This window comes from Streptomyces sudanensis (genome assembly GCF_023614315.1).
In the GTDB taxonomy this organism is placed as follows: domain Bacteria; phylum Actinomycetota; class Actinomycetes; order Streptomycetales; family Streptomycetaceae; genus Streptomyces; species Streptomyces sudanensis.
The window spans coordinates 5,039,127-5,053,096 of sequence record NZ_CP095474.1 but is presented as its reverse complement, the minus strand read 5'-3'; the positions used below and the strand labels follow the sequence as shown (position 1 = coordinate 5,053,096).

Here is a 13,970-nt window from a genome sequence, read left to right as displayed (position 1 = left end):
GGCTCGGTGCGGGGCGGGGAGACTGGACGGCGGGGGGTCACTCGGCGAGAGGACGACCCATGGCCATGAAGGACAAGATCAAGAACATGCTGAAGGGGCACGAGGGCCAGGCCGGCAAGGGCGTCGACCAGGCCGGCGACTACGTCGACAAGCGGACGCGGGGCCGGCACAGCCGCCACGTCGACACCGCGCAGGAACGGATCAAGGGCCGACTGGGCGGGCGTCGCGGGGAGCCGCCGTCCGGCACCTGACCCTCCGCCCCCGAACGGGTCTCGGGGCCGCCGCGCGTCACGGCGGCCCCGAGGCCCGTTCGCGTGCGGGAGCGGCGCGGGGCGGGAACGGCACCCCGAGGCGGACGGACGGTCGGATCGGAACGGCTCCCGCCGGAGCGGGCGGGCGGGCGGCGCACCCGTCGCGCCGGAGGAGCGGGCCGGGCGGCGCGGGTGCCCTCCCGTACCGGGCGTGCGGGCGGTCGCGCGGGCGGCGGGCCGGGCTCAGCCGCCCGCGCGGGGCCGGCGGGCGGCGACGCGCCGGTACAGCTCGACGGCCTCGGTGTGCCGGCCCAGCCGCTCCAGGCACTGCGCCTCGTCGTTGCGGCCCGCGAGGGTGTCGGGATGGTCCGGGCCCAGGAGCCGCTCGCGGGCCGAGGCGACGTGCCGGTACCCGAGGAGCGCCTCGTCCCAGCGGCCGAGCCAGCCCAGGCACACGGCGACCTCCCGTCCGCTGGCCAGCGTGTCCGGATGGTCCGGGCCCAGGGTGCGGGCGCGGGCGGCGGCGACCTCGCGGGCTTCGGCGAGGGCCTCCTCCCAGCGGCCCAGGCGGCCCAGGTTGACCCCCAGGGCGTGCCGGGCGCGGAGGGTCTCCGGGTCGTCGGGGCCCTGCGCGCGGGTGCGGGCCGCGACCAGGTCCCGGTAGAGCTCCAGCGCCTCCCCGCCGCGGCCCAGGCGGCCCAGGCAGATGCCGGCCTCGTAGCGGGCGGCGAGCGTGTCGGGGTGGTCGGGGCCCAGGGCGCGGGCGCGGGCGGCGGCGACCTCCCGGTACGCGCCCAGCGCGTCGGCCCAGCGGTCGAGCCGGCCGAGGGCGCGGGCCGCCTCGCAGAGCGTGGCCAGCGTGTCGGGGTGGCCGGGGCCCAGGAGCCGGGCGCGGGCGGCCGCCACCTCGTGCGCCGTGCGGTACGCCTCCTCCAGGCGGCCGAGGAGGCCGAGGGCGCACGCCAGGTCGTGCCGGCAGCGCAGCGTGTCGGGGTGGCCGGGGCCCATGACGCGCTCGCGGGCGGCGAGGACCTCGGCGTACACCCGGTGGGCCTCGTCGTGGCGGCCGAGCCGGCCCAGGACGTACGCCGTCTCCTGGCGGGCGGTCAGCGTGTCGGGGTGGTCCGGGCCCAGCACGCGGGCGCGGCCCTCGGCGACGCGGCCGAACACGTGCAGGGCGGGGGCGAGGCGGCCGGCGCGGGCGAGGGCGAAGGCCTGCTCGTACCGGCTGGCCAGGGTGTCGGGGTGGTCGGGGCCGAGGGCCCGTTCGCGCTCGTCGGCGACGGCCCGGTGCGCCTCGCCGGCCTCCGCCCAGCGGCCGAGGCGGCTCAGGCTGAGCCCCGCGCTGTGGCGGCCCGCCAGGACGGCCAGGAGCTGCGGCTCCGCTGCGGGGGCCGGGGNCNGGNCNNTGANAACCCACTTAAGGGAGTCGTCGGCCGGGTCAGATGTGTAGAAGGCGGGCGGCGCGGGGGCGCCGCCGCGGCGGTCGTCCACCGGCCGGTGAGGGTCGTCGCCGGGTCGTCCGGGGGCGCGGCCTGCGGCGGGACGACGGCGAGGGACCTGCGGCCGACGGTCATGGACCGGGTCCAGGCGGGAAGCCCCGGTACGGGGGCGGCGGGCCCCGGCCCGGTCTGGAGGGGGACCGGTCCGGACGGGCCCGCCGCCCCGTGGTACGGCGGGGCGATCCGGTACGCGCCGGAGGGNGGGGCGTCCGGGNGTGGGGGATGCCGGCGGGCAGGGCGGCGCGGCGGGCGCCGGCGATGCGGCGGCGCAGGTCGTCCGCGTCGGCGGGACGGGCCCCGGGGGTCTTGGCCAGCAGGTCCAGCACGATCCGTTCGAACGGCGGGGGCAGGTCCGCGCGGCGGAGGCTCGGCGGCTCGGGCGGGGTGTCGCGGTGGCCGATGATGATCGCCCAGGGGTCGTCGTGGTCGAAGGGCGGGGCGCCGGTGGCGATCTCGTACAGGACGCAGCCCAGGGAGTACAGGTCGCTGCGGTGGTCGACCGGGGCGCCGCTGATCTGCTCGGGCGACATGTAGTGCGGGGTGCCCATCGCGATGCCGGTGCCGGTGAGGCGGGAGGAGGCGGCGATGCCGGCGCCCAGGCGGGCGATCCCGAAGTCGCAGATCTTCACCGTGCCGTCGGCGAGCCGCACGATGTTGGCGGGCTTGAGGTCGCGGTGGACGATCCCGCGGCCGTGGGTGTAGGCGAGGGCGTCGGCGATCTGCTCGCCTATGTCGACGACCTCGTGCACCGGCAGCGGCCGCTTCGCGTTGTCCTCCAGGAGGCGGCTGAGGTCGCGGCCCTCCAGCAGCTCCATCACCAGGTACAGCGTGCCGTCGGCCTCGCCGAAGTCGTGGACCACGGTCACGCCGCGGTGCTGGAGGGACGCGGCGACGCGGGCCTCGCGCCGGAACCGCTCCCGCAGCACGTGCAGGGAGTCCGGGTCCTGCGGGGGCCACGGCGGCTTGAGGCACTTCACGGCGACCCCGCGGCCCAGCGACTCGTCGGTGGCCCGCCACACCTCCCCCATGCCGCCGCGCCCGATCACCTCCAGCAGCCGGTACCGGCCGTGGATGAGTCTGGTCTCCGCCATCGCCTGATGCCGCCCCCGTCGTTCGCTGCGCCTCCCCGGCTTCCCCAGTATGGCGCCCTGCGGGCGGGATGCGTACGGGCGGAAGCGGACGCACCGGTACGGCCCGGGTGCGCGGCGCCGGCGGGGGGGCGCCGCGCCCGGGGGTCAGTTGGTGACGCTCACCGCCCTGACGATGAAGAAGGCGGCGATCAGGGCCGTCAGGACCAGGATGATCGCCAGGGGGGCCTTCGCCCAGCCCGTCGGGGGGTTGTGGGTCTCCTGGGGGCCCGCGCCGGAGGTGCTGCCCTCGGCCGGCGGGGTGTCGCCGGGGCGGACCGAGGCGCCGGCGTCGAGACCCGGGGTGCGGTCGGGGTCGGGGTCTGGGGGGTTGATGTGGTGGGTCATGGCACACGGGTGCGCAGCTCCGGGGATTTCATGCGTCCTGCGCGGGTACCCCGGACCTCTCCGGGCCGGTGGTGACGGCCCGGTCCACGGCCGTCGAGGAGGAGTGCGCCCATGGTCTTCGCCCCGTTGCCGGGTTCCCTGTGGATGGAGTACGCGCCGGGGCCGGCCCGCCCGGCCCTCACGGGCCCCGTCGAGACGGAGGTCGCCGTCGTGGGCGGCGGTGTCGCGGGGCTGTGCACGGCGTGGGAGCTCGCGCGGGCCGGTCACCCCGTGGTGCTGCTGGAGGCGGACCGGATCGCCGCCGGGGTCACCGGGCACACGACGGCGAAGCTGTCGGCGCTGCACGGCCGGGTGTACGCGGACCTGAGGTCGGCGCACGGCGCGCGGGCGGCGCGGCTGTACGCGCACTCGCAGCAGCTCGCCGTGGAGCGCGTGGCCGAGGTGAGCGGGGAACTGGGCATCGACTGCGACCTGGAGCGCCTGCCCGCGTACACGTACGCGGAGGACCCCGGGCAGGTGGACGGGCTGCGGGCCGAGGCGGACGCGGCGCTGGAGGCGGGGCTCCCCGCGTCGTATGTGACAAGGACGCCGCTGCCCTTCCCGGTGGCGGGCGCGGTGCGGCTGGAGGGGCAGGCGCAGTTCCACCCGAGGAAGTACCTGCTGGGGCTCGCCGCGGACCTGGAGCGGCTCGGCGGGCGGATCTACGAGCGGACCCGGGTGACGCGGCTGAGGGAGGGCTCCCCGTGCGAGGTGACCACCGAGCGCGGGGACACGGTGACCGCCCGGCACGTGGTGGTGGCCACGCACTACCCGGTGTTCGACCGGGCGCTGCTGTTCACCCGGCTGGAGCCGAAGCGGGAGCTGGTGGTGGCCGGGCCGATCCCGGCGGACCGCGATCCCGGCGGGGTGTTCCTGACGCCGGAGGGCGGTACGCGGTCGGTCCGGACGGCGCCCGCCGGCGAGGAGGGGAGGCGGATGCTGATCGTGACCGGGGAGAAGTTCGCGCCCGGTACGGCGGAGGAGGGCGAGGTCGGCGAGCGGTTCGCGCGGCTGGAGGCGTGGGCGCGGGAGCGGTTCGGGCCGTGGGAGGCCACCCACCGCTGGGCGACGCAGGACAACTGGACGACGGACCGGGTGCCTTATGTGGGGCGGCTGCACGCCGGGGCGCGGCACGTGTACGTGGCGACCGGGTTCGCCGGGTGGGGCATGAGCGGCGGGGTGATGGCGGGGTCGCTGCTGGCGGCGCGGATCCGGGGCCGGGAGCCGGCCTGGACCTCGCTGTACGACCCGGTGCGGCTGAGCCCGGTGCGGGAGGCGCCGGCGATGCTGCGGCTCCAGGCGCGGGTGGCGAAGCACTTCGTGGGCGACCGGACGCCCGGCTCGTACGCCGACTCGGTCGCGGAGGTGGGTCCCGGCCGGGGGGCGGTGGTGCGGGTCGGCGGGCGGCTCCTCGCGGTGCACCGGGACGAGGCGGGGGCGCTGCACGCGGTGTCCGCGCGCTGTACGCACCTGGGGTGCGTGGTGCACTTCAACGACGCGGAGACGGCCTGGGAGTGCCCCTGCCACGGTTCGCGCTTCGACGTGGCGGGGCGGGTGGTGGAGGGTCCGGCGACCCGCCCCCTGGAACGGGCGAACATCGAGGACGACGCAGGCGGCACGGACGGCGCGGACGGCGCGGACGGCGCGGACGGCGCCGGGGGCTGATCGGCGCCGGGAGCCGATCGGCCGGGGCGCCGGGGCGACGTGCGGGAGGGCCGTGCCGTGCGGCGCGGCCCTCCCGGGGCGGGGGTCGGGGTCAGGGCAGGAGTTCGTCGAGGGCCGCCCTGCCCTTCTGGGCCATCCTCCGCTCCGCCCAGGCGAGGCTCTCGGGGTTGACGTCACGCCCGGAGGCCAGGACCAGGTCCTCGGCGCTGAATTCGCCCTCGGCGCCGCTGTGCAGGAGGGCGTCGGGGGTGACGCCACCCCGCCGGGAGTCCGTCTCGGGTTCTTCGCTCATGCCGCCTCCTTGTTCGTCCGGCACTCGCCATTGTCGTCGCAGGCCGGTCCTCCCGCGACCCCGGAGCGGACCGGCGGGCGCGGAGAGGGCCCCGCCGGCGGGCGCGGCGGGGCCGGCGGGCGCNNCTCTGACAAAGACTCCTTAANNTTNCCGTCCGCCCGCGCGGGCGCCCCGGCCGTCTCCGGCGGGCCGGTGCGCCCGCGCCGTACGGACCGGGGCGGCGGGTCGCGGCCGGCGGGGTGTGCGTGCCCGGGCGGGGGGCGGGCACGGCAGCGGGNTGCCGGAGCCCCGCCGGGGCCGCCGGTCCGGGGGCGACCGGGGCGGGCGAAGCGGGCGGAACGGGGCCGCATCACGGGGGACGTACCGAGGGGTCGGCTTTGGTCCGGAAGGCCCTGGCAGTGACCTTGCGGTATCCGCGCGATGCCCGGCAGGGCACACTGCCCGTGCCCTGCACTGCCCGGTTCTGGCATGAGGCGCGGATAACGGCCCCGTGATGGCGGCTTCTCGGAGCGCCGGCGCTCCGCGGAGGACCGGTCGGCCTCCGACCTCCTTCAGGATGCAACAGTCCTGCGGGGCTTTTCCCCTGATGTTTCTTCGGTGGAAAACCGGAGGCGGCACCTCACGCGGGCGGGCCGCCGTCCGCGCGGTCCGCGGCCTGTCCGCGTTCCGGGGAGAGGGCCCACTGGTAGGCGAGGGCGGCGAGGGTGGGCGCGCCCCAGCGGGCGCGGAGCCGGGCGAGTTCCTTGGTGAGGGTGCGCAGCCCGACGTTGAGGCGGCGGGCGGTGATGCGCTGGTCCACGCCGGCGGCCGTGTCGATGAGGATCTCCCGCTGCCGGTCCGTCAGCCCGCCGTCGCCCGGGGGCGCGGCGCGGCGCGGGTCGCCGTACCAGACGTCGGCGCGGCGCCAGGCGTCCTCGAAGCCCTCGGCGACGAACGCGACGAAAGCCCGGTCCAGGACGTGCCACGCGGTCCGCGCGGGGTCGCCGCCGCCGACGTGGTCGGAGACGAACGCCTGGCGGCGGTCGACGACGACGCACTTCTGGAACGGGGCGAGGAGCGTGCGGAAGCGGGCGCCCCGGGCGGACATGGCGGTCGCCCACTCGCGGGCTCCGGCGTCCTCGCGGGCGGCGTCGCACAGGAGGGTCCGCAGCCGCACCCCGCGGGCGAGGGCGCGGGAGTCCCGGTCGGCGGCCTCGTCGGTGAGGTCCTCGCGGACGGGGCCGGCGGGCAGGGCCGTGAGGACCTCGGTCTCGGCGCCGTCGACGGCCTCCCCGACGCGGGCGGCGACCTGCTCGCGGCCGGCGAGGAACTCGCTGCCGGAGCCGGAGCGCCACGTGGCGCGTTCGAAGTGGAGTCCGAGTTCGTCGCCGAGGTCGGGGATGGCGGCGGTCCGGGCGGCGCGGTCGGCCAGGTCGCGCAGTTCGTCGCCGAGCCGGCGGCGGCCCGCCTCCCGCGGGTCGAGGGCGACCGGCGGAAAGGAGCCGCCGGGGTCGGTGGTGACGAGGCGCCAGCCGACGAGTTCGCCGAGCGCGTCGCGGTCCCCGGGCCCGACGGGCTCGCCCCGGGTGATCCGGGCGTAGAGCGTCCTCGCCTCGTCCGACAGCGGGGCCGCCGGGCGCGCCGAGCCGTCCCCTCCGGTCATCTTCCGCCCCCGTCCGCGACTGCGTGTGTGCGCCGTGCGCAGGTGCGCACCCCGCGGGTGCTTGATCGTCGGCGCCCGCCGGGGCAGCGTACCGGTGCGGCTGCCTCCCGCCCGCGCCGCCGTTCCGCCGCGACGGCCGGCGGCGGGCCGACCGCCCGCGGCGGCGGCCCCGGGGGAGGGAAACTCATGGACAAGGTCGCCCTGCGCCACCTGCTGAGGGAGCGCCGTGCCCTGATCGCGCCGGAGAGCCACGGCCTGTCGCGCCCGAGCCGGCAGGGCAGGCGCGCCCCGGGCCTCTCGCAGGCGCAGGTCGACCACCTGCTGCACCGGGCGCCCGACACGTACGGCCGGCTGGAGTCGGGGCGCTATCCGAACCCGCCGGTGGACCTGCTGGAGGACGTGGCGCGGCTGCTGGGCATGAACGAGCAGGAGTGGGTGGCGCTGTGGCGGTACGCGCTCGGCCAGGACCCGCCGGGCCCGCTGGACGCGCGCTCCGGGGAGGTGGTCCCGGGGGTGTGGCGGTCGGCCCTGGACGGGATCTCCCACATGGCGTACGTGAGCGACCGCTCGTGGAACCTGCTGGCGTACAACGGCCCGTTCGCCGCGCTGTTCCCCGGCCGCCGGGTGCCGTCGAACGTGATGCGGTGGATGGCGGTGGAGCCGGAGGCCCGGTCGGTGCTGCGGCACTGGGAGACGTGGTGGGCGCCCCTGGTGCTGCCGCAGCTGCGGGCGGCCATCGCGGCGGACCCGGAGGACCCGACGCTGCGCGGCATCGAGAAGGAGGTGCTGGACGATCCGGTGGCGGCCGGGGTGTACGGGTCGGCGAGCGCGTACGTCCACCCCCAGGGNGGCGACCGGCCGGTGCGCCNCGCNCNGGGNCGGNGTACCGGCCGGNNNGNNCGGGCCNNGGNNGNCNCGGNTNCGTGGGGGCATGGCGACTCATGACGAAGGGCCGGGGGACCTGCCCGCGCGGTCCTGGCGGGCCGTGGTGCGGCGCACGGCGAGGGAGGCCCTGGACGACGAGCTCCCGGACCGGGCGGCCGCGCTCACCTACTACGGGGTCCTGTCGGTCTTCCCGGCCCTCCTGCTCATGGTGGCGTCGCTCGGCGTGGCGGGCGAATCGGTGACCCGCTCCCTGCTGGACGGCCTGGGGCAGCTCGCGCCCGGTCCGGCGCGGGACCTGCTGAGCGGCGCGGTGCGCCAGCTGCGGGGGGCCGGCACGGCGAGCGGGCTGATGGCGGTGGTGGGCCTGGCCGCCGCCGTCTGGTCGGCGTCGGGGTACGTGGCGGCGTTCATCCGGACGGCGAACGTCGTGTACGACCTGCCGGAGGGCCGCCCGGTGTGGAAGCTGACGCCGCTGCGGATCGGGCTCACGCTGCTGCTGATGGTGCTGCTCGCGGCGAGTTCCGTGATCGTGGTGTTCACGGGGCCGCTCGCGCGGCGCGCCGGGGACGCGATCGGCGTCGGGCAGGAGGCGGTGGCGCTGTGGGGGGTCGCCAAGTGGCCGGTGCTGGTGGTCCTGGTGGCGCTGGTGGTGGGGCTGCTGTACTGGCGGGCGCCCAACGTGCGCGGGCCGGGCCTGCGCTGGCTGGGCCCGGGCAGCGTGGCGGCGGTGCTGCTGTGGCTGCTGGCGTCGGGCGGGTTCGCGCTGTACGCGGCCAACTTCGGTTCCTACAACAAGACGTACGGGACGCTGGCCGGCGTCGTGGTCTTCCTGGTCTGGCTGTGGCTGTCGAACCTGGCGGTGCTGCTGGGCCTGGAGCTGAACGCGGAGCTGGCCCGCCAGCGGGCGATCCGGGCGGGCCTGCCCGCGACCGAGGAGCCGTACGTGGAGCCGCGGGACACCCGCACGTGGCCGGCCGTGCTCCGGGGCCGCGTCGCCCGCCGCGCCCGGCTCCGCCGGAAGGCGCTGTGACGGAGCCGGGCGCGGCGGCCCCGGCGGCGGGGCGCCGTCAGGGCAGCGGCGTGCCGCCCGTGGCGTTCATGACCTCGCCGGTGATGTAGCTCGCGCCGGGCGAGGCGAGGAAGACGTACGCGGGGGCCATCTCGGCCGGCTGGGCGGGCCGCCCGAGCGGCGACTGGCGGCCGAACTCCGAGGTGTCCGGCATGGTCGCCGGGATCAGGGGCGTCCACACGGGCCCGGGGGCCACGGCGTTGACGCGGATGCCGCGCGGGGCGAGGTCCTGGGCGAGCCCCTGGGTGAAGGTGACGATGGCGCCCTTGGTCATGGCGTAGTCGAGCAGCGGCGGGCTGGGCTTGTACGCCTGCACGGAGGCGCTGTTGATCACGCTGCCGCCCTCGGGGATGTGCGGCAGCGCGGCCCGGGTGATCCAGAACATGCCGTACAGGTTGGTCTTCATCACCCGGTCGAACTGCTCGGTGGTGATGCCCTCGATGCCCTCGGGGCTGGCCATCTGGTACGCGGCGTTGTTCACGAGCACGTCGATGCGGCCGAACTCGGTCACGGCCCGCTCCACGAGGGCCCGGCACGCCTCCTCGTCGCGGATGTCGCACGGCACGGCGACGGCCTTGCGGCCGGCGTCCTCGACGAGGCGCACGGTCTCGCGGGCGTCGTCGGCCTCCTCGGGGAGGTGGGCGAAGATCACGTCGGCGCCCTCGCGCGCGTAGGCCAGGCAGACCGCGCGGCCGATGCCGGAGTCGCCGCCGGTGACGAGGGCGGCGCGGTCCCGCAGCAGGCCGGTGCCCCGGTAGGACTCCTCGCCGTGGTCCGGGCGGGGCCGCATGTCGTCGGTCCGCCCCGGGTGCGGCTGCTCCTGTTCGGGGAAGTCCGGCCGCGGGTGGGCGGTCGTGGGGTTCTCGGGTGTGGGGTCGGGCGTCATGGGACCTCCTGTCGGGCTGTCGGGTCGGTCTCCGCGTTCCCCTCCCCCTCACCGGCACACTCCGCCCATCGGGCGCATTCAGGTGGAAAAAGATAGAATTCCCGCATGGGAGAGCGGCCCGTCGTGCCCACCGCGCCCGAGCTGGTCGTCGACGTCGCCGGACACTCCACGGTGCTGCGCCCGAGCCGCGTCTACCGCGTCGGGCGCGACCCGGCGAGCGACATCCCCCTCGCCGACGACCGGGTCTCCTGGCACCACGCGGTGTTCCGCGCGGAGGACGGCCGGTGGACGGTGCGGGACGAGGGCAGTACCAACGGCACCTACACGGACGGCCTGCGGGTCGCCGCGCGGGACGTGCACGCCGGCACCGTGCTGCGCTTCGGCCACCCGCAGGACGGCCCGGCCGCCGTCCTGGCGGACGCCGCGCCCGCCGCCCCTCCCCCGGCGGCCGCCGTGACCGGGCCCGCGTCGGCGACCGGCGCCTTCCGCCGCCCCACCTCCGTGCGCCCCCTGCCGGACCGGACCGTCCGCATCGGCCGGGCCGCGGACAACGACGTGGTCGTCGACGACCTCGTGGTCTCCCGGCACCACGCCGAACTGCGCGTCCACCCCGACGGCACCCACTGGATCCACGACCTCGGCAGCCACAACGGCACGTTCCTCGACGGCCGCCCGGTCGCCGAGGCCCCCGTGGGCCCCGAGGACATCGTCGGCATCGGCCACCGCGCGTACCGCGTCGCCGGGGGGCGGCTCGTCGAGTACACCGACACCGGCGAGGTCTCGCTCGACGTGCAGGGGCTCGCCGTCACCGTCGACGGCGGCCGCAGGACCCTCCTCGACGAGGTGACGTTCCCCGTCGGGGAGCGGACGCTGCTGGGCGTGGTCGGCCCCAGCGGCTCGGGCAAGTCGACCCTGCTGAACGCCCTGACCGGGCTGCGGCCCGCCGACCGCGGCACCGTCCTGTACGACGGGCGCGACCTGTACCGGCAGTACGCGGAGCTGCGCCAGCGCATCGGGCTGGTGCCGCAGGACGACATCCTGCACCTCCAGCTGACGGTGCGCCGCGCCCTCGGGTACGCCGCCGAACTGCGCTTCCCCGAGGACACCGGGAAGGCGGAACGCCGGGCGCGCGTCGAGGAGGTGATGCGGGAGCTGGGCCTGGAGCGGCGCGCCGACCAGCCCGTGCACAGCCTCTCGGGCGGTCAGCGCAAACGCGTCAGCGTCGCCCTGGAGCTGCTGACGAAGCCGTCGCTGCTGTTCCTCGACGAGCCGACGTCCGGCCTGGACCCGGGCATGGACCGGTCGGTGATGCACATGCTGCGCGGGCTCGCGGACGGCGGGCGCACCGTCGTCGTGGTCACCCACAGCGTGCTCAGCCTCGACGTGTGCGACCGCCTCCTGGTCCTCGCTCCGGGCGGCCGGACCGCCTACTACGGGCCGCCGGGCGAGGCGCTGGACTTCTTCGGCTGCGCCCAGTGGCCGGAGGCGTTCGAGGCGTTCGAGAACGACCGGGAGCGGGACTGGGCGGCCCTGTTCCGCGGCTCCGGGCACCACCGGCGGTACGTCGAGGCCGCGATGCGGCGCCCCGCGGGACCCGGGCCGGACACGGCGGCCGTCCCGCCGCCCCCGCCCCCGAGGCCCCGGAGCTGGGGCTCCCAGCTGCGCACGCTGGTGCGGCGGTACGCGGCGGCGCTGAGCGCCGACCGGACCTTCCTGGCGATCATGGTGGCGCTGCCGTTCGTGATGGGCGCGATGGCGCGGGCCCTGTCGGAGGGGAGGCTGGGCCCGGAGTCGACGCTGAACGTGCTGCTGATCCTGTGCGTGGGGGGCGTGCTGACGGGCGCGGCGAACGCGGTGCGGGAGCTGGTGAAGGAGCGGACCGTCTACCGCAGGGAACGGGCCGTCGGCCTGTCCAGATCGGCGTACCTGATGTCGAAGGTGGTGGTGCTCGGCCTGGTCACGGTCGTGCAGGCCGTCGTGCTCACGCTGGTCGCGCTGGTCGGGGTGCCGATGGACGTGCCCGACGGGCGGGGCGTGCTGCTGCCGCCGCTCGCGGAGGTGGCCCTGGCGGTGGCGGCGCTGTCGTTCACCGCGATGATGCTGGGGCTCCTGGTGTCCGCCCTGGTGCGCAAGGAGGAGGTCACCATGCCGCTGCTGGTGCTCCTCGCGATCGTGCAGGTGGTGTTCTGCGGGGCGCTGCTGTCGGTGCGCGGGACGCCGGCGCTGGAGCAGCTGGCGTGGCTGGTGCCGTCCCGGTGGGCGTTCGCCGCGATGGCCGCGACCGTGGACCTGGGCGCCAAGTCGCCGGGCGAGCGGACGAAGGACCCGCTGTTCGCCCACGACCCGCCGACGTGGCTGCTCGACATGGGGGCGCTGCTGGCGCTCACCGTCGTCCTCGGCTTCCTGGTGGTGAGGCTGCTGCGCCGCCACGAGCCGGTGATCATGCGAAGGTAGGCGCGCCATGACCTCCGCCGCCCCGGCCGGCGGCCCGGACCCCGGCGACTTCCGGCCCACCCACGTGGTGCCGCGCCACGGCGCGCCCGCGTGGGAGACGCCGGGCACGGCCAGGCCCACGGTCCCGCTCGACCCCTTCCTGCCGGTGCGGCTGCTGGAGCGGACGGGCGACTGGGCGCGCGTCCTGTGCTCCAACGGCTGGTCGGCCTGGGTGGACGGGCGGCTGCTGGTGTCCGTGCCCGAGGACCCGCCGGCCGCGGTGCGGGAGACGGCGCGGACCGCCGACCCGCGGCCGCTGCTGGAACGCGCCGAGGCGTCGCTGGGCCGGTACCGGCGGGCGGTGGAGGACCTGGCGGCGGGCCGGACGGACGGCGAGGGGTTCCGGCGGGGCACCGGCGGGCTGCGGCTGGGCGTCGTCGTCGAAGGCGAGGCGATGTGGCTGTACGACGCGGAGCACGAGCGCTGGCTGTACTGCGACGGCGCCCGCCTGGCCGGGTACGCCGCGCCGTCGGCGCCGTCGGCGGACCCGCCGCCGCGCGATCCGCCCGCGCGCGCCCNGGGGCCGGCGGCGGTCCCGGCGGGCGGCGCGGGACGCGGACCGACCCGTGTGGTGGCGGGGCCGCCCCCGGAGGACGGCACCGGGCCCCCCGGCCGGGGCGCAGCGCCGGGGCCGCCCGGGGAGGCGGCCGGTTCCGGGCCGACCCTCCTGGTGGACACCGGCCGGCAGGCGCGGGCTGATTCACCCCCGGAGCCCTCCGGACGCGAATCCGCCGACCCCGCCGGCCCCGGCCCGGAACCGACCCGGATCGTGCCGGTGGCGCAGGACGGCGACGGGGCCGACGACCCGCGCCCGCCCGCCGCCGGGGAGCGGCCCGACGCCGCGGAGCCCACGCGGACGATCGACGCGCCGGGCGCCGACCGCGGCGGCCCCGCGGACGGCCGGGCGGGTGAGGGGTGATGGCGTCGGGCGCCGACCTGCCCTCCGGGCGGCCGTCGGGGCTGGTGGGGCAGCGGGTCGCGCACTACCGGATCGACGCCGAGATCGGCCGGGGCGGCATGGCGGTGGTGTACCGGGCGACGGACCTGCGGCTGGACCGGACCGTCGCGCTGAAGCTCCTGGCGCCGGAGCTGGCCCGCAACGACACGTTCCGCAGGCGGTTCACCTACGAGTCGCGGGTCGCCGCCGCGATCGACCACCCGAACATCGTGCCGGTCTTCGAGGCCGGCGAGACCGGGGGCCTGCTGTACATCGCCATGCGGTACGTACCGGGGCAGGACCTGCGGGCGCTGCTGGACCGCACCGGCCCCCTGCCCGTGGCCGCGGCGGTGCGGATCGCCGTGCAGATCGCGTCGGCGCTGGACGCGGCGCACGCCCACGACCTGGTGCACCGGGACGTGAAGCCGGGCAACGTCCTCGTCGCCGAGGGGACGGACAGCGAGCGGCCCGAGCACGTGTACCTGACGGACTTCGGGCTGACGAAGAAGTCGCTGTCCCTGACCGGTTTCACGAGCGTCGGCCAGTTCGTGGGCACCCTCGACTACGTGGCGCCGGAGCAGATCTCGGGGCGGCCCGTGGACGGCCGGTGCGACGTGTACAGCCTGGGGTGCGTCGTGTACGAGATGCTGACCGGCGCGCCCCCGTTCCGCCGGGACGACGACATGGCCCTGCTGTGGGCGCACCAGTACGACCCCCCGCCCCCGCCGGGTGACGTACGGCCGGGGCTGCCGCCCGGGCTGGACGGGGCGCTGGCGAAGGCGCTGGCGAAGGCCCCGGAGCACCGGTTCGGCTCGTGCACGGCGTTCGCGGCGG

General features: G+C 77.1%; 9 protein-coding genes and 3 pseudogenes. 6 read left to right on the top strand and 6 right to left on the bottom strand.

Annotated features, from left to right (window positions below; genetic code table 11):
* The first annotated feature begins 59 nt into the window (after positions 1-59).
* A complete protein-coding gene (locus MW084_RS23395; RefSeq protein WP_255115974.1) occupies positions 60-251 on the top strand; it encodes an antitoxin in 192 nt (63 codons plus the stop codon).
* Positions 252-494: 243 nt separating this feature from the next.
* On the opposite strand, the pseudogene MW084_RS23390 reads toward MW084_RS23395, so the two are convergent.
* The 3 genes and pseudogenes from MW084_RS23390 to MW084_RS23375 all read right to left on the bottom strand — a co-directional run.
* Positions 495-1,651: pseudogene (locus tag MW084_RS23390) on the bottom strand (tetratricopeptide repeat protein); the annotation flags it as partial.
* Positions 1,652-1,968: 317 nt separating this feature from the next.
* A partial coding sequence (locus MW084_RS23380) for a serine/threonine-protein kinase (protein WP_275563772.1) occupies positions 1,969-2,844 on the bottom strand: 876 nt, incomplete at its 3' end.
* A 144-nt stretch (positions 2,845-2,988) separates the two neighbouring features.
* Positions 2,989-3,228: a DUF6480 family protein gene (locus MW084_RS23375; protein WP_010476413.1), complete on the bottom strand. Its 240-nt coding sequence runs from the start codon at positions 3,226-3,228 to the stop codon at positions 2,989-2,991.
* A gap of 111 nt (positions 3,229-3,339) precedes the next feature.
* Here MW084_RS23375 and MW084_RS23370 point away from each other — a divergent pair, with 111 nt between their 5' ends.
* Positions 3,340-4,932 (top strand): FAD-dependent oxidoreductase, encoded by a 1,593-nt coding sequence (locus MW084_RS23370; RefSeq protein ID WP_010476411.1) that lies wholly within the window; start codon positions 3,340-3,342, stop codon positions 4,930-4,932.
* Between the two features lie 91 nt (positions 4,933-5,023).
* Here the strand turns inward: MW084_RS23370 and MW084_RS23365 are convergent, their stop codons facing one another.
* Together MW084_RS23365 and MW084_RS23360 are read right to left on the bottom strand one after the other, a co-directional pair.
* Positions 5,024-5,224: a hypothetical protein gene (locus tag MW084_RS23365; RefSeq protein WP_010476409.1), complete on the bottom strand. Its 201-nt coding sequence runs from the start codon at positions 5,222-5,224 to the stop codon at positions 5,024-5,026.
* A 619-nt stretch (positions 5,225-5,843) separates the two neighbouring features.
* The gene (locus MW084_RS23360; protein WP_010475930.1) at positions 5,844-6,866 is read right to left on the bottom strand and encodes a phospholipase D-like domain-containing protein; all 1,023 of its coding nucleotides are present in this window, start codon (positions 6,864-6,866) and stop codon (positions 5,844-5,846) included.
* A gap of 186 nt (positions 6,867-7,052) precedes the next feature.
* Here MW084_RS23360 and MW084_RS23355 point away from each other — a divergent pair.
* Positions 7,053-7,714, top strand: a pseudogene (locus tag MW084_RS23355) (MmyB family transcriptional regulator); the annotation flags it as partial.
* Between the two features lie 83 nt (positions 7,715-7,797).
* On the top strand, positions 7,798-8,781 hold the full coding sequence (locus MW084_RS23350; protein ID WP_029553920.1) for a YihY/virulence factor BrkB family protein: 984 nt from the start codon (positions 7,798-7,800) through the stop codon (positions 8,779-8,781).
* A gap of 37 nt (positions 8,782-8,818) precedes the next feature.
* On the opposite strand, the gene MW084_RS23345 is transcribed toward MW084_RS23350, so the two are convergent.
* The gene (locus MW084_RS23345) at positions 8,819-9,706 is read right to left on the bottom strand and encodes an SDR family oxidoreductase (protein ID WP_010475933.1); all 888 of its coding nucleotides are present in this window, start codon (positions 9,704-9,706) and stop codon (positions 8,819-8,821) included.
* A gap of 105 nt (positions 9,707-9,811) precedes the next feature.
* On the opposite strand from MW084_RS23345, the gene MW084_RS23340 reads away from it, so the two are divergent.
* Both MW084_RS23340 and MW084_RS23330 read left to right on the top strand, forming a co-directional pair.
* Positions 9,812-12,160: an FHA domain-containing protein gene (locus MW084_RS23340; RefSeq protein WP_010475935.1), complete on the top strand. Its 2,349-nt coding sequence runs from the start codon at positions 9,812-9,814 to the stop codon at positions 12,158-12,160.
* Positions 12,161-13,117: 957 nt separating this feature from the next.
* Positions 13,118-13,970, top strand: a pseudogene (locus tag MW084_RS23330) (serine/threonine-protein kinase); the annotation flags it as partial.

Bases quoted from the DNA above. Each gene is read 5' to 3' on its own strand.
- MW084_RS23370 (WP_010476411.1), top strand. From the start codon at position 3,340: ATGGTCTTCGCCCCGTTGCCGGGTTCCCTGTGGATGGAGTACGCGCCG.
- MW084_RS23360 (WP_010475930.1), bottom strand. From the start codon at position 6,866: ATGACCGGAGGGGACGGCTCGGCGCGCCCGGCGGCCCCGCTGTCGGAC.
- MW084_RS23365 (WP_010476409.1), bottom strand. From the start codon at position 5,224: ATGAGCGAAGAACCCGAGACGGACTCCCGGCGGGGTGGCGTCACCCCC.
- MW084_RS23345 (WP_010475933.1), bottom strand. From the start codon at position 9,706: ATGACGCCCGACCCCACACCCGAGAACCCCACGACCGCCCACCCGCGG.
- MW084_RS23350 (WP_029553920.1), top strand. From the start codon at position 7,798: ATGGCGACTCATGACGAAGGGCCGGGGGACCTGCCCGCGCGGTCCTGG.
- MW084_RS23375 (WP_010476413.1), bottom strand. From the start codon at position 3,228: ATGACCCACCACATCAACCCCCCAGACCCCGACCCCGACCGCACCCCG.
- MW084_RS23395 (WP_255115974.1), top strand. From the start codon at position 60: ATGGCCATGAAGGACAAGATCAAGAACATGCTGAAGGGGCACGAGGGC.
- MW084_RS23340 (WP_010475935.1), top strand. From the start codon at position 9,812: ATGGGAGAGCGGCCCGTCGTGCCCACCGCGCCCGAGCTGGTCGTCGAC.